This window comes from Ruegeria sp. CDSA246, from assembly GCF_059611225.1.
Map to the genome: position 1 here is coordinate 110,797 of NZ_JBXWPD010000011.1, position 24,516 is coordinate 135,312.

General features: G+C 56.8%; 24 protein-coding genes and 1 pseudogene. 7 read left to right on the forward strand and 18 right to left on the reverse strand.

The features are described from left to right. Window positions 1–127: 127 nt before the first annotated feature. From AC2FI9_RS15460 to AC2FI9_RS15535, 16 genes and pseudogenes are all read right to left on the reverse strand, one after another. Window positions 128–261 (reverse strand): annotated as a pseudogene (locus tag AC2FI9_RS15460) (IS5/IS1182 family transposase); the annotation flags it as partial. A 153-nt stretch (window positions 262–414) separates the two neighbouring features. Then, on the reverse strand, window positions 415–1,110 hold the full coding sequence (locus AC2FI9_RS15465; protein ID WP_496725449.1) for an RraA family protein: 696 nt from the start codon (window positions 1,108–1,110) through the stop codon (window positions 415–417). Continuing rightward, complete coding sequence (locus AC2FI9_RS15470; RefSeq protein ID WP_496768838.1) at window positions 1,107–1,802, reverse strand: alpha/beta fold hydrolase; 696 nt, start codon at window positions 1,800–1,802, stop codon at window positions 1,107–1,109. The genes AC2FI9_RS15465 and AC2FI9_RS15470 overlap by 4 nt, the downstream gene beginning before the upstream one ends. Continuing rightward, entirely contained in the window at window positions 1,799–2,923 is a 1,125-nt protein-coding gene (locus AC2FI9_RS15475) for a cobalamin-independent methionine synthase II family protein (protein ID WP_496768840.1), read from the reverse strand. Before AC2FI9_RS15475 ends, AC2FI9_RS15470 begins: the two co-directional genes overlap by 4 nt. A gap of 10 nt (window positions 2,924–2,933) precedes the next feature. Next, on the reverse strand, window positions 2,934–3,536 hold the full coding sequence (locus AC2FI9_RS15480) for a class I SAM-dependent DNA methyltransferase (RefSeq protein ID WP_496756251.1): 603 nt from the start codon (window positions 3,534–3,536) through the stop codon (window positions 2,934–2,936). Continuing rightward, window positions 3,533–4,498, reverse strand: coding sequence for a cupin domain-containing protein (locus AC2FI9_RS15485; protein ID WP_496768842.1), 966 nt, complete (start codon window positions 4,496–4,498; stop codon window positions 3,533–3,535). The genes AC2FI9_RS15480 and AC2FI9_RS15485 overlap by 4 nt, the downstream gene beginning before the upstream one ends. Before the next feature lie 192 nt (window positions 4,499–4,690). Next, complete coding sequence (locus tag AC2FI9_RS15490) at window positions 4,691–5,680, reverse strand: nuclear transport factor 2 family protein (RefSeq protein WP_496768844.1); 990 nt, start codon at window positions 5,678–5,680, stop codon at window positions 4,691–4,693. After that, on the reverse strand, window positions 5,677–6,720 hold the full coding sequence (locus tag AC2FI9_RS15495) for a LacI family DNA-binding transcriptional regulator (RefSeq protein ID WP_496725441.1): 1,044 nt from the start codon (window positions 6,718–6,720) through the stop codon (window positions 5,677–5,679). The genes AC2FI9_RS15490 and AC2FI9_RS15495 overlap by 4 nt, the downstream gene beginning before the upstream one ends. After that, window positions 6,720–7,484 (reverse strand): SDR family NAD(P)-dependent oxidoreductase, encoded by a 765-nt coding sequence (locus tag AC2FI9_RS15500; RefSeq protein WP_496768846.1) that lies wholly within the window; start codon window positions 7,482–7,484, stop codon window positions 6,720–6,722. Before AC2FI9_RS15500 ends, AC2FI9_RS15495 begins: the two co-directional genes overlap by 1 nt. Beyond that, the gene (locus tag AC2FI9_RS15505; RefSeq protein ID WP_496768848.1) at window positions 7,484–8,536 is read right to left on the reverse strand and encodes an ester cyclase; all 1,053 of its coding nucleotides are present in this window, start codon (window positions 8,534–8,536) and stop codon (window positions 7,484–7,486) included. The genes AC2FI9_RS15500 and AC2FI9_RS15505 overlap by 1 nt, the downstream gene beginning before the upstream one ends. Next, window positions 8,533–9,864: a histidinol dehydrogenase gene (gene hisD, locus AC2FI9_RS15510; protein ID WP_496725437.1), complete on the reverse strand. Its 1,332-nt coding sequence runs from the start codon at window positions 9,862–9,864 to the stop codon at window positions 8,533–8,535. The genes AC2FI9_RS15505 and hisD overlap by 4 nt, the downstream gene beginning before the upstream one ends. A gap of 11 nt (window positions 9,865–9,875) precedes the next feature. Next, the gene (locus AC2FI9_RS15515) at window positions 9,876–10,406 is read right to left on the reverse strand and encodes an ester cyclase (protein WP_108859141.1); all 531 of its coding nucleotides are present in this window, start codon (window positions 10,404–10,406) and stop codon (window positions 9,876–9,878) included. 127 nt (window positions 10,407–10,533) lie between these two features. Continuing rightward, window positions 10,534–11,688, reverse strand: a complete 1,155-nt coding sequence (locus AC2FI9_RS15520) for a carbohydrate ABC transporter permease (RefSeq protein WP_170561322.1) — start codon at window positions 11,686–11,688, stop codon at window positions 10,534–10,536. Window position 11,689: 1 nt separating this feature from the next. After that, window positions 11,690–12,712: a carbohydrate ABC transporter permease gene (locus AC2FI9_RS15525; protein WP_496740692.1), complete on the reverse strand. Its 1,023-nt coding sequence runs from the start codon at window positions 12,710–12,712 to the stop codon at window positions 11,690–11,692. A gap of 66 nt (window positions 12,713–12,778) precedes the next feature. Beyond that, the gene (locus AC2FI9_RS15530; RefSeq protein WP_282153301.1) at window positions 12,779–13,990 is read right to left on the reverse strand and encodes an ABC transporter substrate-binding protein; all 1,212 of its coding nucleotides are present in this window, start codon (window positions 13,988–13,990) and stop codon (window positions 12,779–12,781) included. A 48-nt stretch (window positions 13,991–14,038) separates the two neighbouring features. After that, complete coding sequence (locus AC2FI9_RS15535; protein ID WP_496768851.1) at window positions 14,039–15,112, reverse strand: ABC transporter ATP-binding protein; 1,074 nt, start codon at window positions 15,110–15,112, stop codon at window positions 14,039–14,041. A gap of 152 nt (window positions 15,113–15,264) precedes the next feature. Between AC2FI9_RS15535 and AC2FI9_RS15540 the strand changes: the two genes are divergently transcribed. Then, window positions 15,265–16,278, forward strand: coding sequence for a nuclear transport factor 2 family protein (locus AC2FI9_RS15540; protein WP_496768853.1), 1,014 nt, complete (start codon window positions 15,265–15,267; stop codon window positions 16,276–16,278). Next, a complete protein-coding gene (locus AC2FI9_RS15545; RefSeq protein WP_496768855.1) occupies window positions 16,275–17,150 on the forward strand; it encodes an amidohydrolase family protein in 876 nt (291 codons plus the stop codon). Before AC2FI9_RS15540 ends, AC2FI9_RS15545 begins: the two co-directional genes overlap by 4 nt. A gap of 582 nt (window positions 17,151–17,732) precedes the next feature. Here AC2FI9_RS15545 and AC2FI9_RS15550 read toward each other — a convergent pair. Further along, window positions 17,733–18,602 carry a LysR family transcriptional regulator gene (locus AC2FI9_RS15550; protein WP_496768857.1) on the reverse strand — a complete coding sequence of 290 codons (870 nt, stop codon included), beginning with the start codon at window positions 18,600–18,602 and terminating at the stop codon, window positions 17,733–17,735. A gap of 97 nt (window positions 18,603–18,699) precedes the next feature. Here AC2FI9_RS15550 and glyA point away from each other — a divergent pair, with 97 nt between their 5' ends. After that, window positions 18,700–20,007 (forward strand): serine hydroxymethyltransferase, encoded by a 1,308-nt coding sequence (gene glyA / locus AC2FI9_RS15555; RefSeq protein ID WP_496768859.1) that lies wholly within the window; start codon window positions 18,700–18,702, stop codon window positions 20,005–20,007. Between the two features lie 105 nt (window positions 20,008–20,112). Here the strand turns inward: glyA and AC2FI9_RS15560 are convergent, their stop codons facing one another. Then, the gene (locus AC2FI9_RS15560; RefSeq protein ID WP_496768861.1) at window positions 20,113–20,640 is read right to left on the reverse strand and encodes a ZrgA family zinc uptake protein; all 528 of its coding nucleotides are present in this window, start codon (window positions 20,638–20,640) and stop codon (window positions 20,113–20,115) included. A gap of 232 nt (window positions 20,641–20,872) precedes the next feature. Here AC2FI9_RS15560 and AC2FI9_RS15565 point away from each other — a divergent pair, with 232 nt between their 5' ends. The 4 genes from AC2FI9_RS15565 to AC2FI9_RS15580 all read left to right on the forward strand — a co-directional run bounded on the left by AC2FI9_RS15565 (window position 20,873) and on the right by AC2FI9_RS15580 (window position 24,516). Beyond that, window positions 20,873–22,141: an imelysin family protein gene (locus tag AC2FI9_RS15565; RefSeq protein ID WP_496768863.1), complete on the forward strand. Its 1,269-nt coding sequence runs from the start codon at window positions 20,873–20,875 to the stop codon at window positions 22,139–22,141. Between the two features lie 141 nt (window positions 22,142–22,282). Further along, window positions 22,283–22,576, forward strand: coding sequence for a (2Fe-2S)-binding protein (locus tag AC2FI9_RS15570; RefSeq protein WP_496768865.1), 294 nt, complete (start codon window positions 22,283–22,285; stop codon window positions 22,574–22,576). Next, complete coding sequence (bfr, locus tag AC2FI9_RS15575; RefSeq protein ID WP_496768867.1) at window positions 22,524–23,009, forward strand: bacterioferritin; 486 nt, start codon at window positions 22,524–22,526, stop codon at window positions 23,007–23,009. Before AC2FI9_RS15570 ends, bfr begins: the two co-directional genes overlap by 53 nt. Next, a complete protein-coding gene (locus AC2FI9_RS15580) occupies window positions 22,969–24,516 on the forward strand; it encodes a di-heme oxidoreductase family protein (protein ID WP_496768869.1) in 1,548 nt (515 codons plus the stop codon). Before bfr ends, AC2FI9_RS15580 begins: the two co-directional genes overlap by 41 nt.

Consider the following 24,516-nt stretch of genomic DNA (forward strand, 5'->3'; position numbering starts at 1 on the left):
GCGGAAATTCCCTTCCAAACTCCGGAAAAAATTTGGCACTATGTGTAGCGCGGCGGCAGCTTTCAGACAATTTGGTGGGATTTTCCGGGCAAACTATGACTGACGTGTCCATAACGAAATAGCCGAGCGGTCGGTAGGCTTCCGAGGCGTCTCGCCAGCGCACCCCATTGCGTCTGACGAAGATAATCCCGCTCAACACCCGCTTGTCATATAACCGAGGCTTGCCGTGCGGCTTCGGAAAAAAGGCAGGAGCTTGGCCATCTGCTCGTCGGTCAGTCAATAAAGGTAGCTCATGTTACCGCTCAGTTTTCCGAACCGTGAATCATCCAGCGCAGCAAAAATCAATGCATCCTGACCCTAGGTGTAAATCATCGGATCCACCCCATCGGCATTCATACTCTCAGTCTCATACAATCAGACCCTGGCTTTTTCGAAAGCCGCCCAAGCGGTCTCAAAAGCATCAAAATCAAACTCCGGTTGGCGGGCTGCATCCAAGACGATGCGTTCTGTCACCAATAGTTTTTGGATTGCGGCTTCTAGCTGATCAACGACATCACCGGGTACGACCAACGCGCCATGACGGTCGGCGTGCACCAATTCGCCAGGATTAACCGTCAGGCCAAAAACGGAAACCGGTGTATCGATCTCGCGGACGTGGACGAAACCGTGGCTTGGCCCGACGGAACCTGCCACGACCGGGAACCCCTTGGGTAAGTCGCCCAGATCCCTCATGACGCCATTGGTTACGACTCCGGACATACCAAAACCCTTGTGGACGGATGTATTGATTTCACCCCAATAGGCTCCGATGCAATCCGGAAAATCCATATCCTCGATCACAGCGACGCACGGGTTGGGGGCTTCGGCCATGTATTTGTAATAAGCCATGCGCCGGGCCTTGATGACTTCAGGCGGCTCAGTCGGCGGATTGACCGCCGCGATCTTGGCCGTACGGGCATAGCCGACGATCGCGGGCTCTTCGGGCGCTGAACACAGCATGGTACCGCGCGTAAAATCGTCGAACCCGCGCTTGCCCTGTGCCACTTCGATGGCATTGCAGACCGTGGGGGTGTCGACCTTGCGAAGCAGGGACAAAAGGGATGGCGTCATGTGTCCTCCAACCAGCGGATCAAGGCCGCTGTGGTTTTTTGGGGTTGTTCCAATGTCGGCAGATGCCCGGCGCCTTCGATGATCTCCAGCGCGCTGTCTGGCAATAGATCGTGCATCAACTGGTGGCGTTCAACGGGGCACAGCCTGTCTTCTTGCCCACACAGGACCAAAGCCTTTCCCGTGTAAGCTGTCAGCGTCGCGCTTTGGTCCGGGCGATCCATCAGCGCCCGCGATTGGCGCAAAAATACGTCAGGGCCCAAGTCGGTGGCCATTGCCATGCACAGATCCAGGATAGCCCCCCGGTTAGGCCCGTCGGACAGGTAACTGGGCTTCATCTCGTCCCGCATTACCGACCTCAGATTGCCGTCGCGAACGGTTGCAATCTGGGGCGCGCGGCGGGCTTTAACTTCTGGCTTTTCAATCAGTGGATTTGTGTCGAGTAAGGCCAGGCGCGAGACACGTGCAGGGGCCTGACGCAATACTTCCATGGCCACGATCCCCCCCATCGACAAGCCAGCCAGCGCAAATTCAGCCGGCGCATTTTGTAGAATGTCATCTGCCATGACTTGCACGCTGTCGTGTCGCGACAACGGGAATGTCATCACCGGCATCCTGCCTGACAGAGCGTTGATCTGCGGACCAAAAAGGCGGGCGTCACACATCATGCCAGGCAAGAAGATCACGGGTATCATGCCGAGGCCAGCTTGGCCCCCTCAGACAGCGCGGCCAACTTGGCGTAGGCGATCTGAGGGTCAACCGCGCCGAAGCCCGCAAAGGTGCCAAAGCCACAATCGCTGCCTGCTATCACCCGGTCCGCGCCGACGATTCCCGTGAAACGTTCGATCCGTTGGGCCACAAGCTCGGGGTGCTCGACGAAATTGGTGGTGGTGTCGACCACCCCGGGGACCAGAACCTTGTCATCTGGTATCTCAGATTTGCGGTCACGGAACACAGTCCACTCGTGGGCGTGACGCGGGTTCGAGGTCTCAAAGAGGACATAGCGCGATTTGGTCGCCATCAGGGTGTTGAACACCTTGTCCATCGCAATGTCGCAGCAATGCGGACCCTCATAGTTGCCCCAGCAGATATGCACCCGCACGCGATCCTGCGGGACGTTCTGAAGCGCGTGGTTCAGCGCCTCGACATGCATATCGGCGATTTCGACGAACGCGTCGTCTGAAAGGTCTGTGAACAGCATATGGCGCGACAAGGCCAGATCGGGACAATCCAGTTGCAGATCCAGACCTGCGGCCACGATGGTCTCGTATTCCTCTTTCATGGCATCGGCCAGCGCCGCCAGATAGGCCTCACGCGTGGGGTAGAAATCGTTCTGCAAAAACAGTGAGATCACGCCCGGGGACGCGGCATTCATGAAACCGCGCTCGACCCCATGCTGCGCCATAGCCGCTTTGAGGTTGGCGATGTCCTTCTCTAACTCACCCTGCCCTTTTGATCGCACTTCTCCGGTGCACATTGGTCGGGCGTATTGCGGCGTGCCGCCGTCATTGGCCAGCCGCTGCAGAAAGCCGGGGAACATCTTCAAATCAGCAGGCGCATTTCGAGGGCTGTCGCCGGAAAACCCGGTGTAGCGGTCCTTGACATAGGTTGCATAAGAAATCTTCGAAGTCTCACCGTCGCTGACTATATCAACGCCGGCTTCGACCTGTTTGCGCACCGTTTCAGAGACTGCGGCGGTCATACACGTATCAAACGCGGCTGCTTCATAAGGTTCGCCGTTTTCCCTGGCAAAGATAAGATCCACGACGTCCTGTGTTCGGGGCAAAGACCCAACATGTGTGGTTTTTACGGCCATAAAGACCTCCTTACAGTTTTCGTGCCATCAGCACAGTATGGCTTTGAGTTTCGGGGTCTTCGGCCAAAAAGCCGGTCAATTGCAGCCCGTTCTCTTCAAGGCACGTTGCATAACCGGCCGGGGACAACGAGGCGTGATAGACAAGCTCTGATCCGACCGTACCGCTGACTTCCCCAGCGCGTGGGCCTACGGTCAACATCAGCATTCCACCGTTATGTAAATGGCGTGCCATGCGGGTGATGCAGCCCTTCTGCTCATCTGCCGTCAGGTGAAAAAAGCTGTTCCAGGCGATGATCCCATCGAATTGCTGATCCAGCTCAAAATCCCGCATGTCAGCCATCCGCCAATCCCCGTCCGGCCAGCGTTCTTTGGCGATTTTCAGCATGGCTGCGGAAAAATCGACACCCGTGACGTCAAACCCTTCGGCCATAAACCAGCGCGCAATGGGATCGCCTGTGCCACAGCCCAGATCCAGTACGTGGTCACCCGGTTTGAGGCTGGCCGTGAAGCGCGCCAACCAGCGCGCCTCGAAAAGGGCTTTAGAGCGGCGCTTGTCATACTCTGTGGCTTGCCGCTCATATATGGCTTGGGTGTCGTTCGGGTCTGCGCTCATCCTGTCCAGGTCGCTCCTGCCGGTTCATCGGTTGCAGTGATCCGGTACAGGCCCGCCTGCCCGGTCATTGATGGCTGAACGCTATAGGATTCACCGGGCAAAACCAGAGCCGTGTCACCTGTCGAAATTGTGGTTTCGTGCTCGTCGATCGAGATATGCCAGTGACCGCTGGCTGGCATCAGAACCACAGGTTTATCCGCCGCAATCGGTTCGGTCACAGAGGACCCCCGGCCAAGGAAGTCTACCGCAAACCCCGGCTTATCCTTGATCAACCCGCTCTCACCAATCACCTGCGCAGGCTTATTGGCCGACAACGCCATCAGATCCCAATACCGTGCAACATATTTGCCGACGACATCCTCAACCGGAACCTCAGGGTAGCCCTTCAACTGCTCTTCGGTCAGCAAGGGCATTGGGTGCACATTATGAGGCAGCTCCTGACCTTTCTTGGTGTCGTACAGAACGCCATTGTCGCCCAGCATCAGACCATGCGCCTGCGCATCTTCGATGACCTGAGGAGCCCAAGTGACGCCTCCGCCCGCGTCGTCACCGCCCAGGATTGCCATGATCATACCGTAGTCCTGGCCAACGTTTTCGAAACCACGGAAGATGCCGGTCGGGATGTTGAAAATATCGCCCTCCTCGGCGATGAACTCACCAGCGGTGCCATAAAGGCCCCAGAAAAAGCGCCAGCGTCCTTTGGCAACAAAGAAAACCTCGGCCGTTGTGTGGCTGTGCAATGAGTTCCGGCATTTCGGCGGCTGACCTGCGGCACCGATGTTGAAGCCGATCTTGTCGGTGATGTGCACATGCTGATCTGGCGATTCCGAGACGCCACCGCCGATGATCGTGAAATTCTCTTTCTGATCGCTGCCCGGCGTATGGGCATCGATAAATGCGGTTTTACAGGGTTGGAGCTCGCCGTAGCGGACAATGCGGGAAGTGATGGCTGATTTGGTCATGACGTATGATCCGATTTTTTGTTTTCTGGAATGCAAGCTCGTGTGCTCTGGCGGCACAGGCGCTCACTCCCCTGGAGGGCGCAGATTCAGTCGCCGCGCCCGCAGGCTTTGACGGAACATATGGAAACGTCGACGGGCTCCGGTTTCACGCAGACCACCTGCAAGGATACGATATACGACCGGACGGGCCACTCAGACCTCTCCGCTCTGCAACAGGATCTGCTTCCAGACCGAGGTTTCATCGAACAGAGTATATTCACGGCGCAACTGCGGTTGCCCCGCAATCAGTGCGCCAAACTCGGCATGGCTGATCCCGAGGACATAAACCTGTGCCCCTGACGGCGCCCCGAACATGCCCCAGCCGTCATGCTTGCCCCAAAGGCTCCAGCGAATTGCTGATCGCGGCGGCATATCCGGGTCGTCGCGCCCGATCTGGTGTTCAATCTTGAATTCAGCATTCGGGAAACTCGCCCGCAGCCCCATCCAGAACCGGTCGACGGCATTCCAGCCATGCCCCGTGACGCCGCCCACATACTCAGACTGCACCGCACGGTCATATTCAGCCGCGATTGTGCCCATATCGGCACTCATGATCCGGGTCAGGATATCAGCATATCGCTGCCCCCACGCATTATCATTTCCGCGACCCTTGTAGGGGCCGGGCTGGTCGATTTCGGGGGTCAGAGGCTTGGTGCAGCTGTCCTTACCGCCCTCGCGCGCAATCAGACCAGCGGCGTATTCCTTTGGGTCCCAGCCCATCTGCCGCACAATCGCGCCCTGATCGCGGATCAACCATTCGTCGTTGATCTGGTTGTCGATGGCGTGGCAGTCGGCCAGAATTCGATAGCATAGTTTTGTACCCGTAGGTTTGCCGTAAACCCCCTCGGCCAGATGCGTGGCAGTAGACAGGATGCGGTGAGAGCTCAGCATGCCTTCTTCCGGCGTGCCCGACCAGATCACATCTTCACCCATCAACTGCCGGTCCGGAAACTCGGCCAGGGTCGCCATCGTCGCGCCGATCACATTCTGATTTCCCAAAACCACCGAACCGGGTGAGCGAACGACGATATCTTCGCTGTAATACTCGTGCAGGGTTGCGATGCCCCGGTCTTCCCAGATCTCTTTGGTAATTCCGATGATATAGTCGGGAAAATCCCGGAACTTGGGATCAAAGCCTTTCATGTTTTCATCCTTTGCGGGGTCCAGCCTTTGGGCAGCCGTGCCGAAGTGCGCACGATCAACGGCCCATCAATCGCGACCTTGCGGGCTGCGGCAACTGCCGGGTTTTCAATATGGTCCAACAAGGCATCAACGGTTTCCGCCACCATCAGGTTGGCGCGCTGACGAATGGTGGTGAGATTATAGGCAAGCCATCCGGCCTGCGGAACATCATCGTATCCAACGACAGAAACATCTTCTGGTATACGCATTCCAAGTTCAAACCGAATGACGTCCATCACGGCAAGCGCCATATGGTCATTGGCGACGAACACCGCATCGGGTCGTTTTTGCGGTTCAACATCAAACATGCGGCGCGCGGCCAATCGCGCATTCTCGGTCAGAAACTCTCCTATTTCATAGGCGTACAGATCCTGACCTGCATCACCGAGAGCGGCGCGAAACCCGGCCTCGCGGTCTCGCTGGGTTGAGGCACCCTGCCAACCGGCAATGTAAGCGATGCGACCGTGGCCTGCGGCAATAAAGAATTCAGCGACCTTGCGGCCGCCGGAATAATTGTCAGAGGTCACCGAGGTGATCCCGTCGATATCCTGACTACGGTTGAACAGCACGACCGGCACACCAGCTTGTTGGCACCGTGTTGCGATATCGGACGACATCGCGACCGAGGCCAGGATCACGCCATCAACCTGATAATCAAGAATTTCCTCCATAACGTCGTCAATGTTTCCGGCGGTTCTGGAGGCCATGAAAATCAGGACGTGATAGCCCTGCTCCTGCAACTCGTTCGACAGCTTCTCGAGCGCTTCGGGGTAGAAATAGTTGTCCAAATAGGCGACGACCAAACCGATGATGCGGCTTTTGCCCGACACCATCGCGCGCGCCAATACATTGGGGCGATACCCAAGCTCAGTCGCGGCTTTGCGCACCTTTTCTTCCGTCTTCTTGCTGACCGAAGCGCCCGGCGTGAAGACGCGACTGACGGCGGATTGGCTGACACCGGCCAGTTGCGCGACCTGGAGTGATGTTACTTTCTCAGCCATCAATCTGCTGTCCAACCTCCGTCAATCAACATCGAGGTGCCTGTAACCAGCGCTGAGGCATCCGAGGCGAGGTAGCGTACCGCACCCATGATATCTTCGACCTCGCCCACGCGACCCAGTTTGATCTTTTCCATGATCCACGCGGCGCGTTCTGGGTTGTCAAAGGTGGATTGGGTCAGAGGCGTTCGAATGAACGTCGGGCAGACCGTGTTGATTCGGATGCCCTGCTTGCCCCATTCGATGGCCATGGATTTGACCATACCTTCGAGCCCATGCTTGGTTGCACAGTAAAGCGCCCTGTCTACGCCGCCCACATGGCCCATTTGACTGGAGATATGAATTATGGACCCTGGCTTGCCAGCATCGATCAAGGCACGCGCAGCATAGGCGGAAAGGAAGTAGGCGGAACGCAAGTTGACGCCGGTAACGACATCGAAGTCTTCGGGTGTCGTTTCAATTGCGGGGCTATGACGGGCGACCCCGGCCGAGTTCACCACGACTTCGAAGTTTCGCGTTTCGAAAAGCTGTTTCAGCTTTCCCAGATCGCCCTGGTCCAGCACAAGCGCTTCGGCTGACCAGCCCTGCCCCTGCAGAGCAGCCACCGTATCATTCAACCGGTCCTCGCCTCTGGCCGCACAGACGACATGCGCGCCCGCCTCGGCCAGCGCCACGGCACAGCCCTGCCCAATGCCTGAAGAGGCACCTGTCACCAGGGCGGTCTTTCCTGTCAGGGAAAACGAAGGGGTGCGCGGCAGTTCAGTCATCAGCTCATTCCATCCGGTATATCAATGCGCCCCATGTTTCGGGCCTTGTTGAATTCCCGCAGACGGGCAAAGACGTCAACGCCTAGCTGACGATAAGCATCCAGAAGATCGACCAGCACCCAGTTTTCACGAATGCGCCCGTTTTCCTGCCGCCAAAAATCGAGGCTGCGCATGGTGATCTTCTGGCCCGCAGGCGCGATCCCCATCCATCCGTCATGGGTGACGGTCTGGATCATATTAGGCCAGCCGGTCACAGCCGCGTATTCGCCATCGCCGAAGAAATGGTAGGTGATGTCCTCGACGTATTTCCCGCGATCCGGCATCCCGTTCAGGAACGGAATCTGGTGCCAGTTACGGAATCCTGCATAGCCTCGTCCGGTGCCGATGCCTGAGGGGCCGTACCAATTCATACGGGGATGCCAGAACCGCTCCATCTCCATCACCTCGGGGCCGCCTTGCGACGGGTGTTTCTTGAGGTGCTCCAGCATGTCGATGATGTGTTTGCAGGTCTCTTTACCTTTGGCCTCATCATGGGGCCCAGGTACCAACCCGTCCTGCGCGGCCGGCCCGGGCACGTGCCATTCGCGGCCAAGACTGGGGGCCATGGGCCAGGTACTTGCCTGAATCATAACCTCGGGGATATCCCAAAGGGCTTGCATTTCAGCAACTTTGCCGTTTTCGAAACGGTAAAACTCATGAAACCGCATGGTGACCTGGTGGCCTGTCGGCGGGATGTCCAGCCACGGGCCGGTGAACGTACCGGTGTAGTAGCCGCCGCATCCAATCCAGTCAGAACCATGTTCATCCGGTCCACCCATGACGATATAATCCCGCCGTTCCAGATCGGGCCAGGCAACCAACAGATCTTTATAGGCGCGGTCATAGAAAGCGTCGCTGCCAATGCTGTCGCCAAAGGGATGGCATAGGTGGAAAACGGCGTCCGAGGCCGTTACCTCGGCCAGTGCCGCGCGAACACCGGCCTCGGAAAAATCATACATCGCGGCCCTGAGCGGAGCGATCAGGGCCTTGTGTTGAGTATGCCTGTCACTCATTCAGCGGCATCCCGATACGGCGCGGGTTCGCCATAGGGCACATTGATGCCACCATAGCGACGCACGCGGACGTTGCACTGTTCTGCGTGGCCTACAAAACCTTCCAACATGCACAGACGCGAGCCGTATTCGCCGATTAGTGTCGCCGCCTCGTTGGTCAGAACTTTCTGATAACTGTGCGTTTTCAGGTACTTCCCGACCCAAAGCCCACCGGTGTAGCGCCCGGCCTTCTTCGTTGGCAGGGTGTGGTTCGTACCAATCACCTTGTCCCCGTTTGACACGTTGGTGCGCGGACCAAGGAACAACGCGCCGTAGCAGGTCATATTCTCAAGGAACCAGTCGTCACGATCCGTCATCACCTGCACATGTTCCGAGGCGATATCATCGGCAACCTGCAGCATCTCGTCATACGTGTCGCAGACAATCACCTCGCCATATTCCTCCCAGGACACTTTCGCAGTGTCGGCGGTCGGCAGGATGCCCAACAGGCGGTCCACCTCGGAGAGCGTCTCATTAGCAAGCTTTTCAGAGTTTGTCAGCAACACGCAGGGGCTGTTGTATCCGTGTTCGGCCTGCCCCAGCAGGTCGGTTGCGCATAGCTCGGCATCTGCCGCGGTCTCGTCCGCGATCACCATGGTTTCGGTGGGACCTGCAAACAGATCAATGCCGACGCGCCCGAACAACTGGCGCTTGGCTTCGGCAACAAAAGCGTTGCCGGGGCCAACCAGCATGTGGACCGGATCAATCGTCTCGGTGCCCAAAGCCATCGCACCAATGGCCTGTATGCCACCCATAACGTAGATCTCATGCGCGCCACCCAAATGCATGGCCGCAATCACTGCTGGGTTCGGCTTGCCTTTGAACGGAGGCGTGCAGGCAATGATACGAGGGACACCCGCGACCGAAGCCGTGGCCACGGACATGTGAGCCGAGGCCACCATTGGGAACTTGCCACCGGGGACATAACATCCGACCGATTGTACGGGGATGTTCTTATGGCCAAGGATCACGCCCGGCAGGGTTTCGACCTCAATGTCCAGCATTGAATCCCGCTGAGCCTGCGCAAAGTTGCGCACCTGTTCCTGTGCGAATTTTATGTCGGCCAGTTCCCTATCGGTCAGTTGACCGATCAAGTCATCGATTTCCTTCTGGCTCAGGCGGAACGAGGCTGGCGAGTAGTTGTCGAACTTCTCACTCAACTCACGCACCGCAGCATCACCGCGGGTTTCAATGTCTTTCAGCGTCGCCTCAACCACGGCGCGGGTCTTGGCATCATCTTCAGCCCGGTCCGCATCGGATTTGCCGCGTTTAAGATACTCGATTGCCATGTTTCCAATCCTCAGTTTTCGGGCCGGGGTGGACATTTCTCACCCCGGTCAAATGCTTCCCAGCCTTCGCCGTTGAACAGGTCGACGCCCAGTTGCGCCGCGACATGTGCGAAATCGACATTCACCCAGTTGTCGACGATCTTGCCGTCAACGACTTTCCAAAAATCCATATAGCGGATCTCGACCCGCTTGCCGGTAGGGGCGATGCCCAGAAACTCACCCGTATGGGTTGCTTCCTGACGACCAAAGGCTGCTGCCCATTCGCCCATGTAAAGACGGGCTTCATCGATGCAGGTTTTGTCCGAAAACGCCGCTTGAAACGGGCGCTGCCAGTTTTCCTGAAACTCTTTCAGCCCGGTTTTGGTGCCGCAGCCTTGATTGCCCATCCAGCGGAAGCCTTGGGTGAAGAATTCTCCGATGTCATCAATGCGGTGATCGTTCAGACCATCCACCATGGTTTCGATCACGCGGCGCGTGTCTTCGGTTTTGCTCATGTCCGTGTCGCGGGTCAGGACCGCTTGTTCGGGACGGGAACCTTTCATGTCTATGTCCTTTCAGGTTGCCAGAGAGAGAGTTTGGGGATCGCAGCCCCTATACTCAGAAAGTCCCTCGGCATCCTGTTCAGCGCCGGGTGGCGCGACATGGCGTTATGGCGTGCATGGTTGCTCATCAGCCTTTGACCGCTCCGGCTGTCAGACCGCTGACGATCTGGCGCTGGAAGATCAGAACAAGGAAGATCAGCGGCGCAGTGATCGACACGGCGGCGGCAACCGCGACCACCTGATCGGTTGTTGTCGTCTCTCGGTTGAACATGCCGACAATAGCGGGAACCATGGTCTGGTTCTGCGCATCCAGCAGCAGTGCAGTGACAAGAAAGTCGTTATACGCCAGCAGGAAGCTGAACAGACCTGTGGTGATCACCCCCGGCCACATTACCGGCATGATCACACGGCGGAAGGCCTGAAAATGGCTGCAACCATCAACGCGCGCAGCCTCATCCAGCTCTGCCGGGATATTCTGAAAGAACGAACGCAGCATCCAGATCGTGAATGGCTGATTGATCGCAACCAGAACGGCGATCACCGCAAATGGCTTGCCATACAGCGTCGGTGCGTTTTCACCCAGGATCGGGGCCAGCCACTCGGCCGAGTTGATGAATACCGGTAGATAACCGGCCACCAGCACCGAATGCGGCAGGGCCCGGAACACCAAGGCGACAATCAGGATCCAGAAAGCCAAAGTCGATCCAGACCGTGCCAGACCATATCCCGCCAACGTGCCAACGGTCAGCGACACGGTCACCACACCTGTTGTCACGATCAGTGAGTTTTTGAAGTTGTTTGAAAAGCCCCGGTCAATCCAGACGGTCTTGTAGTGTTCGGTGGTCAGGCCAAGCACGTCCCGACCCAAGGGTCCGAACCAGGGGTTCAGCACGTTTAGAACGGCGGGCAGGACGACAAAGAATGCAAGCAGAAAGCCAACAAGAACAACCAGCACGCCGATCACCCAGCCAAACCATTCTTGCTCGGGTTTCGTGTAAGACTTCACCATCGACGGGAGTGTTTTTGTGGAGATCACAATCGTCGCCCAAATCACCGCGATGCCCAGAATGATGTCCAGCAGCGAAAGACCTTTGCCAACGCCCAGAGTGGCAGGACCGAAGATCACGTTCAACGCGTTGCTGTCGAAGGCATCCACTGGCGACTTGAAGCTCATCACCACGATCCAGAAGATCGGGAAGGCCGCGATCAGGCACCACAGCGCAAGGAAGATGTTTGAAGTCAGCCGCAGGCCAAAAGGCTGGCGAAGCGCACGCGAGGACATATCAGTGACCTCCTTTATGATCGCGCCATGTGCGGCGCAGCGGAAGGATAAGCAGGATGACAACGCCAATCATGGTCAGCATCGAGTTGGCCGAGGCACGGCTGATCGACCGGTTACCCGCCTGATCCGGCGTCAGGTAGTCAAAGGTCAGCCACTGTAGCGAGATCACATAGCCCTGGCTTGAGAAGCCTACGATTTCTTCGAACACGCGGTAGCTGTCCATCAGGTGGATCATTGATACAAATATGATAAGCGGCATCAGATGCGGAATGACGATGTATTTCAGCCGCTGCCAGCGGGTCGCCCCGTCAATTACCGCGCTCTCCAAACTGTCTTGATTAACCGTTTGGAGACCGGCGTAAAAGATGATGGCCGCAAAGGGCGCCACGTGCCAGACGCGGTAGATCATCATCAGGACTTCAATCGTCCAAGCCTGGGCAAACAGGGCTATGTCACGGTTCAGCCACCATTCCATCATCGCAGTCAGGATACCGTCGCCGCGAAACAGCCAATTGATTGACAGAACTCCGATCACCGGAGTGATGATAAAAGGTAGCAGAGAGACGAATATCACCGGGCCGCGGATAGAACGCGCGGCATTGTTTATCAGAATGGCAATCCCAAGCCCGCAACCGACCACCAGCGGCAGGGTGATCAAAGTAAACGTCAGAGTGAACCGCAGGGCCTTCCAGAAATTGATCGTCGACAGCACATGCCAGCTGCCATCACTTATGGCGCGCCATGCACGGTCAGGTTCCAGAACATTGCGATAGCTTTGCAGCCCCACGTACTGGGTTTGCGTGATTATCTCACCATGCTCATCCAGCTTTGGCTGCGACACATTTTCAGTCACACAGGTCTGGGTCAGGAAACCGGGGGTACAGGTTTCTTTTTCAACCGTCTCATAGATCGGCTGAGTGACATAGAAACTCTGCTTGAACACGCTGACCAGCGGGAACGCGATGAAGAGAAGCATCATAAAGACAGAGGGACCGACAAAAGCAGCAAATGTCCGGAAGTTCATGGCTCTGCCTTTCTAATGGTTCTCGGGGGAAAGGGATGGGAGGGCCGTAGCCCTCCCAAGGGAGGATCAGTTGCTGATCAGACCCGCTTCTTTCGCGGCAGTGACATAGTCTGCCTCGATATCGGCCAGAGTCGTCTGCGCGTCTTTGGCACCGGTCAGGTAGTCGGCCAGTCCGTTACCCAACGAGGTGTGCATGATGCCCATAGGACCGGAAGCCGGGTAAGCCTTGGCGCCGCCTTCAGCGGACGCTGCAGCACCTGCAGCCAAAGGGCCTGCCGAATAGGCCGTGCTCAGCCATACTGCGACATCGTTGTTCGCACTGACCGTATCGGTGTCCATGCCCTCAAGTGCGACGCGGAAGGCAGCATCCGCTTCTTCGTCGCTCATGTTCGAAGCCAGAACAATACCGTCCCACCAGATTGTGGTCGCCGGAACCGCCGATCCCATTGGAGCCGCGGCCATGGTCACCTTGCCAACGACCTGGCTTTCGGCCTCATCGTTCATCGCAGCGGCACGGCTGGCCCACAGGTTCGCCATGGCAATCTTGCCCTGCTGGAACTGCTGTTGCACATAGGTCGAGTCGGAAACCAGATATTCTGGGTCCATATACTCGGTCATGGCTTTCAGGGTTTCCAGCGCCGCTACGCCTTGCTCGTTGTTGATTGCAGGCATGTTGCCGTCACCAAAGAACGAACCGCCCTCGCCCAAATACATATTGACGAATTCCTGACCAAGGTTCCAACCGGTCTTGAACGTCCCACCAATGGGATAGTCCATGACGCCGGCTTCCTTGATCTTGGCAGCCGCGGAAAGAACATCGCCATATGTCTTGGGTTCTTCGATGCCCAGTTCAGCCAGAACATCGTCGCGATACATCAGGTGCTGCGCATTCACCATCATCGCAATCGCCATGGTCTTGCCATCGACTTTGATCAACTGATTGGGCAGCAAATCCTGACCGTACTTCTCGACCAGATCGTCCAGCGGACGGATCGTACCGGCATTGAGCAAAGGCACCAGAGTTGCGTTCGAAACACCGCCGATCTGATAAAGCGCCGGATCAGCGGCAAATGCCTCAGGTTGCTTTTCGCGGAATTCCTGGTCCAGCGAAGCGCTGAAGTTACCGCATTCCGCCATTGCATCGGTGACCGCTTTCCAGGCTTCAAACCCGGCGGACAGCGACTTCAGTGGCACGTCGTTTTCAAAGGCACATTCCGCCCATGCGCCGGTGGCGGCGATGGACATGGCACCTGCCATAAGGATCGTCTTGAGTTTCATGCGTTTCTCCCTGTCAGGATCGGTCCGTCGTCGACGTCCGGACCGGTGTTAAGCCCGTTTGGGCTGTTTGTGGGGGTGGTCCCCAATCCGCGCACCGCTTTCAGCTTCAAAGAGGTGACAGATTTCTTTTGGCACCGATAACGAGACTGTCTCGCCAATCTCGGCGCGGAAGGCTTTATCGGCTTTGACCGATACCAGAGCACCGCCGACCCGGACCGAGATCATGGTCGCGTCGCCCAGCAATTCCAGCGTGTAAATGGGTGCTGTGATCTGGCCCTGCCCTTCGGCAAGGCTGGCGTCTTCTGCGCGGAATCCCAGTGTCATTGGTCCGTCCGGAGCATCGACTGGAATTTCGACATGCTCGGCTCGGAACACGCCGCCCGAAACCTCGCCATCCATCAAATTCATCGCGGGTGAGCCGATGAAGCTGGCCACAAACGTGTTAGCCGGCATGTCGTAGATTTCCGTGGGGCTACCCACTTGCTGAACCACGCCTTGTTTCATCACCACAACGCGGTCGGCCAAAGTCATGGCCTCAATCTGGTCATGGGTTACATAGATGGTGGTGACGGCCAACTCATGACTTAGATTTTTGATCTGCGCCCGGGTGGAAACCCGCAGTTTAGCATCCAGATTTGAAAGAGGCTCGTCCATCAGGAACACGTTGGGTTCGCGCACAATGGCACGGGCGAGTGCCACACGCTGCCTTTGACCACCTGACAATTCGGCAGGCTTACGATGCAGGAAGTCGTCCAGCTCGACCATCGCGCTGGCGCGGCGCACTTTCTCGTCATGGGTCGACGGGTCGATGCCGCGCACTTTCAGCGGAAAGCGGATGTTTTCATAGACGTTCATGTTGGGATAAAGCGCATAGCTCTGGAACACCATCGCAACGTCGCGGTCCTTCGGCTCCAGATCGTTGACCACATTGCCATCGACCAAGATTTCGCCCTCGGTCACGTCCTCAAGTCCGGCGATCATCCGCATCGTCGTTGTCTTGCCGCAGCCCGAGGGGCCGAGCAGGACCAGAAACTCGCGATCAGCAATGGTCAGGTCGAAATTGTGAACCCCAACGAATGAGCCCCATCGCTTGCCGACGTTCCGCAATTGAATTTCCGCCATGGTGCCCCCTGCAAGGAATCATTTTGCATACGTTTGCAAAACTGTAATTCGCATACGTCAATTCAGGCAAGACTTTTTTGCATACGTATGCAAAACTGACGCAAATACCCGACTCAACCCGGCTTCGTGCCTCTCGTAAAACTTTGATCACAATGGCAAATACCGTGACCTTTCAGACAGAAAAAAAACTCGTCTCTGCGTTTCACACCGCGTTGGATTCCGCGACAGAACAAGAAATCCCGAAGGCAATGGGCCAATACTGCGCCCCGGATCTGAAGTGGCGCGGCTTTCACCCATTCAACGAAATCAATGGCGCCGAACAGGTTGCCCGGCAGTTCTGGCAACCACTAAAGAGCAGCCTAACCCGCCAGCAGAACCGTGTAGATATCCTGTTTGCGGGGCAAAACTCGCTGCGGGACGAGGCCCACGTTTGGGTCGTATCTATGGGGCATTTGATGGGGCTGTTCGACCGTCCGTGGCTGGGCATTCGCCCAACTGGCAAGCTGGCATTCCTGCCCTATTGCGCGTTCTACAAGGTCGCCGGTGACAGGATTGTCGAAACAGCGATGTATTTCGACATACCGCACCTGATGGTGCAAGCCGGGCAGAATCCGTTTCCCCCGCAAACAGCGGCGCATTTGGTGCAACCCGGACCAAGGCCCCATAACGGTCTGCTACTGAACGAGCAGCCCATTGAAGAAGGCGAAAGGACGCTGGCAGTCATCAACGCGATGATCTCGGATCTGGGCCAATGGGACAGTGGGTTGTCGCTTGAGGATGAATTGGCCCGAACCTGGCACCAAGACATGATCTGGTGGGGACCTGAAGGGATCGGCGCGACCTACACGATAGAACGCTATGCCAAGCAGCACTCAGGCCCGTTCCGCGCCGCCTTCGCAGACCGGTCAAAGACCAATCATTTCTGCCGTTTGGCCGAGGGGCATTATGGCGGGTTCTTCGGCTGGCCCAACTTCACGGCAACTCCGTCCGGTGGGTTCATGGGTATGCCCGCAACCGGTACGCCCGGCGAATTCAGGGTGATCGATATCTATCGCCGCGCTGGTGACAAACTGGCAGAAAACTGGGTCTTCATTGACCTGTTGCATTTCTGGAATGCGCAAGGTGTCGATATTCTGGAACGCACGACGGGGATCGAAACGCCATGAGAATAGATGCGCATCACCACTTGTGGGACCTGTCTGCCGTGAACTACCCCTGGCTCATGGAAAAGGGCGTCGCTCGTTTCTTTGGCGACCCCTCCCCCATCCAACGAAACTATTTGCTGCCGGAATTTCGCGCAGATGCCAAAGCCGAGGGTTTCGGCGCCTCGGTCCATATTCAGGTGGGCGCGGCTGACCCCTGGGCCGAAGCGCAATGGGTGCAAACAGTGACCGACCGGTTCCCAGACTGGCCGTTGGTGCAAGTGGCGTTCTGCGATCTGACCGCTGATGATCTGGACAAACAACTCGACCGGCTTCAAACCCTGCCGTCTGTACGTGGCGTTCGTCAGATTATTGGCCGTGCTCCGGGCGAAGATGCCTCAACTGGAACGAACTCGCTGCTAAAAAACCCAGAGTTTTTGGCTGGACTGAAGCAACTGGGCCGCCGCGGTCTTTCCTTTGACCTTCAACTACTGCCTGAACTTATGGGTCAAGCTGCAGATGTCCTTGCGCAAGCTCCGGAAACCCAGACGGCGTTGTGCCACGCAGGTTCACCGTATGACCGGACTCCGCCAGGTTTGCGAAAGTGGGCTGACGAATTGACCGCATTGTCAAGCCTTCCGCAGGTCTATTGCAAACTCTCCGGCCTTGGAATGTTCGATCACAACTGGAGCGCAGAAAGTGTCGCGCCTATCGTTTCAAATTGCTTGTCTCAATTTGGCAGCGATCGCTGCATGTTCGGATCGAATTTCCCAGTTGATAGCCTAACATCAACTTTCAAAGATCTTGTTTCCTGTCACCAACAGATCATCTCAAAATCGGACCATGACGACGTGTTTCATATCACCGCAAAACGCTTTTATCGTTTTGAAGAATGAAAAAACGCATAAACCGAAGTTTTTGGCACCACTTTCTGATGGCTTCTTTGCAATTGCGGCGGATGTCTACTGTCCGCCGTAAGTTCTGAATGCAACGAACAACTTTCGGCTGCCCTTCCAAATGGGTTTTAGCATGCTGCAAAGTACACAATATATGACGCGAGTTGAGTGTACGTAGAATTCGAGAACGAGTGCTGTTGGCCCGCCGCAATGCAACAGTTTTGCCTATCACGTACAAATCTCTTGACGGTAGGCTACTGGCGTGGCTTGCCGCGCTCAGTGCCATTAGGTTGCGACGAGAGATACCTCGTTGTCCGGCGAGTAAGTGTCCCAGATGTTCCAGTGTCCGGTCGTTGGTGTCGGGTTGTTGATTATTGGAACATCGAGCACGGTGGGCTTGCCACCGTCCACAAACCAATATGCCGCAGGTAAATCTGACCGTTCCGTTTAACCCTCGAGGGTATTGGGGCTTATATATTATAAGGTCTATTGTGTGAGGTTCTCATCCAAATTGGGCGTCCGAACCAGTCCTCGCAAAATTCTGTTACTCTTCGCGGGCAATGATCATTGGTTCCCTTGCCACTAATCTTCCCGCAACAGCTCAACTATTTCATCAAGTTCCGCGCGTCGCCTCGATGAATGCGGAAGAGTTATCATCAGCGACCGGCCTGTTTCGCAGGCCTGCGCCGATACACGCACCAAATGCCCGGCCTTCAGCGCAGGCTCGATCAAGCATCCATGCGCCATCAAGGCACCGGCCCCGGACTTGGCCTCTTCGACTGCAAGACCGTAAAGCGAATATTTCGGCCCTTTGGTAGGATCGCTGATAATTGTCCCCGTCTCCTCGGACCACCGCCGCCAATCGTCCTGCCATGTCTGATCGTGCAGCAGCGGGGTGGTTTCAAAGTCGAAACGCTCGACCAGTTCTGGCGCGCAAACCGGGAAAATGACATCCTTCGCGACTACAATTTGATCAGCCGCCCCATCAGGATCGGCAATGAAGACCGAAAGATCAAACAGATCACGTGATAGGCGAGGCGGTGTTTCCATGGCCGTTACCGAGAACTTCATGTCCGGCCAAGTGTTTCGGATGCGCCCCAAACGCGCCGGCAGCCAAAGTTGCGCGACCGAAGGCAGGGCGGCGATGTGGATCTCAACGCTCGGGCTCAGGTTCCGCAGGTTCTGCGTTGCGGCGGCAAGCTGATCGAAGGCCTGGGTGAAATCACTGGCCAAGTGGCGCCCAGGCGCGGTCAGCTCAACCCCTTGCGCGTTTCGCCGGAACAGCGGCACGTCCGCCCAAGCCTCAATCGTTTTGATGTGTTGCGAAATCGCACCGGGAGTGACGCTCAGCTCTTCGGCAGCAGCGACGAAACTGCCCAGCCTTGCTGCAGCTTCAAAAGCGCGGAGTGCGTTGAGAGGTGGCCCTTTCGGGCGTCTTGGTAGAACAGCCATTGTCTTAGACTCAGTTTTTCTACGCCAAGAAATAGCAATTCTGATTTGCGATGTCGCCCCGTTTGTTCAATCTGGTGACAAGCAGGAGGTCACAGACATGACAATCACACACCGAAACTGGGTCCCGGATCAGTGCGAAACCCGTGTTCAGCAAATCGCCGCCAAGGCGTCTCAGGCCGCGTCTGATGAGCTGATCAAACGGATCGGCGATCTTGCGACGCGGAACCGCGAGATCCACGAGCAAGAGTGTTTCAACCTTAACCCGGCAACAAATGTGATGAATCCAAGGGCCGAGGCCCTGTTGTCATCCGGCATCGGGTCCCGACCATCGCTGGGCTATCCCGGCGACAAGTACGAGATGGGGCTGGAAGCTATTGAAGAGATTGAAGTGATTGCCGCCGAGCTTTGCGCCGAGATCTTTGAAGCCAAATTCGCCGAAATTAGGGTGCCGTCAGGCGCGATTGCCAACCTCTATGGGTTTATGGCGACCTGCAAGCCGGGCGATACAATCATTGCACCGCCAGCCTCGATTGGTGGGCACGTGACTCATCACCTTGGGGGGTGTGCTGGGTTGTTTGGTCTGCGCACGATTGAGGCGCCAACGGATGGTGATGGCTATACGGTCGATCTGGATCAGCTACGCGCGTTGGCGCTGAAAGAACGGCCCAAGCTGATCACTATCGGGGGCAGCCTCAATCTGTTCGAACATCCCGTAAAAGAGGTCCGGCAGATCGCTGACGAGATCGGGGCCAAGGTCATGTTCGACGCCGCCCATCAATGCGGGATCATCGCAGGCAAAGCGTGGTGCAATCCTTTGGCCGAGGGCGCGCATTTCATGACGATGAGCACTTACAAAAGCCTGGGCGGCCCCGCCGGTGGTTTGATCGTCTCAAATGACGCGGAGATTGCGCAAAAGCTCGACGCGATTGCCTTTCCGGGAATGACGGCAAACTTCGACGCGGCCAAGTCTGCAGCATTGGCCGTAACAATGCTGGACTGGCGCGACTTCGGCAAACAATACGCGGCCGAAATGATCTCGATGGCGCAAGTGCTCGCAGAACGATTGGACGCCCACGGCGTTCCCGTCTTTGCGGGTCGGGAAGGATTTACCAACTCGCACCAGTTTGCTGTGTTGGCAGACTCTTATGGCGGCGGGCAAGCGGCGTCCAAAACGCTGCGCCGCGCTGGGTTTCTTGCTTGCGGAATTGGACTGCCTGCACCCGAAGTAAAAGGGGACATGAACGGCCTTCGGTTCGGGACGCCTGAACTGGTCAGATGGGGGATGACGTCGCAGGACACTGATCGGTTGGCGGCATTGATCACCTCTGGATTGGCAGGCGCGGATATCGCCGCCGAGGTTGCAGAGTGGCGGCAGAGTTTTTCAAAACTGCATTTCGTGCACTGACGGCACGTTGGGTGCTATCCAAGGCGCTTTCGCCGCGCCCGCATGATTGCGCCTTTGCATCGTATATGGGCGCGGGCCGACCGTTATGGCCCGCGTTTTGGCATTTCACATTGCCAGATCCGGTTGGTTCCGAGTTATCTCATACGTTTGGGTTTGACCGGATCGGGTCACCTGCAAGATCAACGTCTGCGCATTTTCGAACCGCTCGAAATACGCAAACCGAATATTCGCCAGCGCTGTAATATCCTGGCACTGAATCAGGTAGTCGGCCAAAAAATCGCTATGTTGATCTTGATCAGCAAACTTGGTGGTATTGTCCTGCCCCAATCCTTCACCCGTAAGGGTGACATTGGCTGATGCGGTAACGCATCCGGCCTCTTCCGGCAGCACAAACAAGCCCAAAGGTTTGGACAGGTCTGAGACCGCAACCGCCACCTGCGCACGATCTTCATCGGTTTCGGCCGGCCCTTCAAAACCGATAATGTCTGCAGAAGGCACGTTGAGGGACAAAGAAAATGCCTGATCAGAAAAGGCGATATTCACATATCCCGTACCATGTTTATGGGCAGGGCCTTGCACCTGCGATAGAACAATCGCCGGTGTCAGCATCAAAGCAATGGCTGCACATTTCATAAACAAAGCACCATCCAACAAGGAATCACGTAGTTCATTCTAATGTGATTAATACCCCGTGCAATCGCGGCTTCGGTCCACCTACCCCGCTAATTATGGGGAAAGGGTGCGACATTTATTTCTGACAATAAGACTCAGGTTGACTTACCTTACTATTTCACTCAGTTTTTGGTGCGTGCGCGTCGCTGAAGCGGCGCTAGTGAGTTTTTTCTGACAGGAAAGTGTCACCTCCATGACCAAATTTTTTGCCGCCACCAGCGTATTGACCCTTGGGATCGCGACAGCAGCATTTGCCGAAACCCCCGCGAAGATCGACGTTCTGACCACCTATGCGAACATCGCCGAAGCCAAATATGACGACAGCCTGATCGCGGCAAAGTCGCTGCAGGCCGCAGTAAACGCGCTGATCGCTGATCCGTCAGACGCCACACTAAACGCAGCACGCGCTGCATGGATTGCTGCACGTGTTCCGTACCAGCAGACCGAGGTTTACCGTTTTGGCAACGCGATCGTCGACGACTGGGAAGGCAAGGTAAACGCATGGCCGCTGGACGAAGGGCTAATCGACTATGTGGACGCAGCCTATGGTGGTCCAACTGACGAGAACGAATTCGCCGCACTGAACGTCATCGCCAACCCGACGTTCGAGCTGTCAGGCAAAACCATCGACGCCAGCGAAATCACCCCGGAACTGCTGGGCGAGCCCCTGCACGAAGCCGACGGAATCGAAGCGAATGTTGCCACAGGCTACCACGCGATCGAGTTCCTGTTGTGGGGCCAGGATCTGAACGGCCATGGCGCGGGCGCAGGCGACCGTCCGTACACCGATTACGTTCAGGGTGACGACTGCACAAACAGCAATTGCGACCGCCGTGCACAATACCTGAGCGCTGCGACTGACCTGCTGGTCAGCGATCTGGAATGGATGGCGGCGCAATGGGCCGAAGGTGGCGAAGCACGCGCAGTCCTGACTGCCGACGAAATCGCAGGCGTCAGCGCCATTCTGACCGGCATGGGTTCACTGTCTTATGGTGAGCAGGCCGGTGAACGCATGCGCCTTGGCCTGATGCTGAACGACCCCGAGGAAGAACATGATTGCTTCTCGGACAACACACATAACAGCCATTACTACGATGGTCTCGGCGTTCAGAACGTCTATCTGGGCAGCTACACCCGCATCGACGGCACTCCGGTTTCAGGCGCATCGCTGTCGGATCTGGTGATCGCCAGCGACCCATCTCTGGACGCGGAGATGAAGGTGAAACTGGCCAACACCATGCAGGCTCTGGGACGTTTGAAATCAACCGCGGAAGCCGGATTTGCCTATGACCAGATGCTGGAACGCGGCAACGAAGGCGGCGAAGTGCTGATCATGGGCGGCGTTAACGGCCTGGTCGATCAGACAAAGACGATCGAGCGCATTGTGACCACGTTGGAACTTGACCAGATCGTGTTCGAAGGTTCGGACAGCCTGGACAACCCAGACGCGGTCTTCCAGTAAAATACAAGGTTCGCGCCAAACGGAGGCGGCAGTTTCACACCGCCTCCAAATCTTGTGAGGTACCTTTGATCTGTTGCCTCTGGACGTTTCTAAATTAACTTACTAATACAGTAAGAAATACAACTCAGAGCCCTGATTGCTATGATCGTATGCCACTGCACAAACATCTCGGATCACGATATCCGCGCAGCTATCGACTGGATGCGCACGTCTGATCCTTACGCGGTCATTACACCTGGTAAAATCTACCATGCCCTTGGAAAATCAGCAGATTGTGGCGGGTGCATGCCGCTTTTTCTAGACTCGATGCGCTCCAGCGATAAGTTGGAGGTCCCGATGCAGCTTCGCGCACTTCGCAGCGAGGCAACACAGGAGAATGCAGATGAAGGGCGACCCCAAGGTCATAGAATATCTCAACAAATCTCTGCGGCATGAACTGACGGCGGTCAGCCAGTATTGGCTGCATTACCGCCTGCAAGAGGATTGGGGCCTCGGCCACATGGCCAAGAAAAGCCGCGAAGAATCCATCGAAGAAATGGGGCACGCGGACAAGCTGATCGAGCGAATCATTTTCCTGGGCGGTCACCCGAACTTGCAACAACTTGACCCGTTGCGCATTGGCCAGACCCCAAAAGAGACGTTGGAATGTGATCTGGCCGCAGAGGTCGACGCCCGGGCCTTGTACAAGGAAGCGCGCGAATACTGTCAGAGCGCTGGCGACTACGTCACTATGTCTCTGTTTGAAGGATTGCTGGCGGATGAGGAAGGGCATATCGATTTCCTCGAAACGCAGCTGGACCTGTACGAAAGGATTGGCGAAGCCAATTATGCGCAACTCAACGCATCGAAAATGGACGAAGGCGAGTAAGCTTGCCCTTTTGCCGGTGGCCGCGCTTGCGGCTACCCAATCCCTGTCGGCAGAGCTGCGGGATCTTCACCTCAACTACCTTCCCAGAACTGAAGACGAACATGCAAGGATTGCGCGGGTTACCGCCGCACCTGTCGAATTCAGCGCGCCTCAGCGCTTTGAAGAGCTGCCAGGTGGGGCCGCAACTGTCCGCGCGCGCATCGACGCAGATGCGTTCTCGCAGCCCTCAGGCAACCTGAGTTTCGAGCAGGAGCTGGACTTCAAAGTCGGCAACGGCCTGTTCAAGAAGATCTGGGTGTCTTCCCCGTCTTCCACGTTGGCCTCAGATGGGTTGGGGCCGCTATATAACGCACGATCCTGTCAACGCTGTCACATCAAAGACGGGCGTGGGCATACTCCCAACGGCCCCGATGATAACGCAATTTCGATGTTCCTGCGCGTGTCTATCCCCGGAACCCCCGAGGACGGATACGCCGAGATCGAAGACTACTTCGCCACCCGTCCCGAACCGAATTACGGCAGGCAAATGCAGGATCTGGCCCTTCCCGGCCACCCGGCAGAGTACCGGCTTGATATCACTTACGAAGACGTTCCCGTCACTTTGTCGGATGGGGAAGTCGTCACTTTGCGGCGTCCTACGTACGAAGCTGCCGATCTGGGTTATGGCCCTTTGCATCCTGACGCGATGATCAGCCCCCGCGTGGCTCCGCAGATGATCGGCCTGGGCTTGCTCGAGGCGATCCCGGTACAAGACCTACTGTCGAATGCGGACCCGGAAGATGAGGATGGCGACGGAATATCCGGCCGGCCTAACATCGTATGGGCAGTTGAATATGGCGCGCCGATGATGGGCCGGTTTGGTCATAAGGCGGGCATGCCCACGATCATGGAGCAATCCGCTGCAGCCTTTGCCGGTGATATCGGCATTTCCAGCCCCCTCTATCCGGCTGCGCACGGCGATTGCACGGCGGCGCAGGTGGATTGCGTAAACGCTCCACACGGCGATGGCGACGACCGGACCTTTGAAATTGATCAGGTCGGCATGGATCTGGTCGCGTTCTACAGCCGCAATCTGGGTGTACCGGCCCGCCGCGATTTGGACGATCCTCAGGTGTTGCGCGGCAAGCAGGTGTTCCATGACACCGGCTGTGCATCCTGCCACACGCCCTCTTTCGTGACACATCGCATGGAAGACCGCCCCGAGCATAGTTTTCAGCTGATCTGGCCCTATTCGGACCTGCTGCTGCACGACATGGGCGAAGCGCTTGCCGATAACCGGCCCGAGGCCCGCGCCACGGGTCGTGAATGGCGGACACCACCACTTTGGGGGATCGGACTGACCCAACAGGTATCGGGCCATACGCAGTTTCTGCATGATGGGCGGGCGCAATCGTTGCTCGAGGCGATCCTGTGGCACGGCGGTGAGGCGCAGACAGCGCGTGACACGGTCGTCGGGATGCCTAAGCCTGACCGCGATGCCCTTATCCGTTTTTTGGAAAGCCTTTGA

Bases quoted from the DNA above. Each gene is read 5' to 3' on its own strand.
- AC2FI9_RS15530 (WP_282153301.1), bottom strand. From the start codon at position 13,990: ATGAAACTCAAGACGATCCTTATGGCAGGTGCCATGTCCATCGCCGCC.
- AC2FI9_RS15515 (WP_108859141.1), bottom strand. From the start codon at position 10,406: ATGAAAGGTTCCCGTCCCGAACAAGCGGTCCTGACCCGCGACACGGAC.
- AC2FI9_RS15580 (WP_496768869.1), top strand. From the start codon at position 22,969: ATGCGCAACTCAACGCATCGAAAATGGACGAAGGCGAGTAAGCTTGCC.
- AC2FI9_RS15550 (WP_496768857.1), bottom strand. From the start codon at position 18,602: ATGGCTGTTCTACCAAGACGCCCGAAAGGGCCACCTCTCAACGCACTC.
- AC2FI9_RS15465 (WP_496725449.1), bottom strand. From the start codon at position 1,110: ATGACGCCATCCCTTTTGTCCCTGCTTCGCAAGGTCGACACCCCCACG.
- AC2FI9_RS15540 (WP_496768853.1), top strand. From the start codon at position 15,265: ATGGCAAATACCGTGACCTTTCAGACAGAAAAAAAACTCGTCTCTGCG.
- AC2FI9_RS15505 (WP_496768848.1), bottom strand. From the start codon at position 8,536: ATGAGTGACAGGCATACTCAACACAAGGCCCTGATCGCTCCGCTCAGG.
- AC2FI9_RS15535 (WP_496768851.1), bottom strand. From the start codon at position 15,112: ATGGCGGAAATTCAATTGCGGAACGTCGGCAAGCGATGGGGCTCATTC.
- AC2FI9_RS15495 (WP_496725441.1), bottom strand. From the start codon at position 6,720: ATGGCTGAGAAAGTAACATCACTCCAGGTCGCGCAACTGGCCGGTGTC.
- AC2FI9_RS15485 (WP_496768842.1), bottom strand. From the start codon at position 4,498: ATGACCAAATCAGCCATCACTTCCCGCATTGTCCGCTACGGCGAGCTC.
- AC2FI9_RS15520 (WP_170561322.1), bottom strand. From the start codon at position 11,688: ATGTCCTCGCGTGCGCTTCGCCAGCCTTTTGGCCTGCGGCTGACTTCA.
- AC2FI9_RS15565 (WP_496768863.1), top strand. From the start codon at position 20,873: ATGACCAAATTTTTTGCCGCCACCAGCGTATTGACCCTTGGGATCGCG.
- AC2FI9_RS15525 (WP_496740692.1), bottom strand. From the start codon at position 12,712: ATGAACTTCCGGACATTTGCTGCTTTTGTCGGTCCCTCTGTCTTTATG.
- AC2FI9_RS15490 (WP_496768844.1), bottom strand. From the start codon at position 5,680: ATGAAAGGCTTTGATCCCAAGTTCCGGGATTTTCCCGACTATATCATC.
- glyA (WP_496768859.1), top strand. From the start codon at position 18,700: ATGACAATCACACACCGAAACTGGGTCCCGGATCAGTGCGAAACCCGT.
- AC2FI9_RS15475 (WP_496768840.1), bottom strand. From the start codon at position 2,923: ATGGCCGTAAAAACCACACATGTTGGGTCTTTGCCCCGAACACAGGAC.
- AC2FI9_RS15480 (WP_496756251.1), bottom strand. From the start codon at position 3,536: ATGAGCGCAGACCCGAACGACACCCAAGCCATATATGAGCGGCAAGCC.
- bfr (WP_496768867.1), top strand. From the start codon at position 22,524: ATGAAGGGCGACCCCAAGGTCATAGAATATCTCAACAAATCTCTGCGG.
- AC2FI9_RS15500 (WP_496768846.1), bottom strand. From the start codon at position 7,484: ATGACTGAACTGCCGCGCACCCCTTCGTTTTCCCTGACAGGAAAGACC.
- AC2FI9_RS15470 (WP_496768838.1), bottom strand. From the start codon at position 1,802: ATGATACCCGTGATCTTCTTGCCTGGCATGATGTGTGACGCCCGCCTT.
- AC2FI9_RS15570 (WP_496768865.1), top strand. From the start codon at position 22,283: ATGATCGTATGCCACTGCACAAACATCTCGGATCACGATATCCGCGCA.
- AC2FI9_RS15560 (WP_496768861.1), bottom strand. From the start codon at position 20,640: ATGAAATGTGCAGCCATTGCTTTGATGCTGACACCGGCGATTGTTCTA.
- hisD (WP_496725437.1), bottom strand. From the start codon at position 9,864: ATGGCAATCGAGTATCTTAAACGCGGCAAATCCGATGCGGACCGGGCT.
- AC2FI9_RS15545 (WP_496768855.1), top strand. From the start codon at position 16,275: ATGAGAATAGATGCGCATCACCACTTGTGGGACCTGTCTGCCGTGAAC.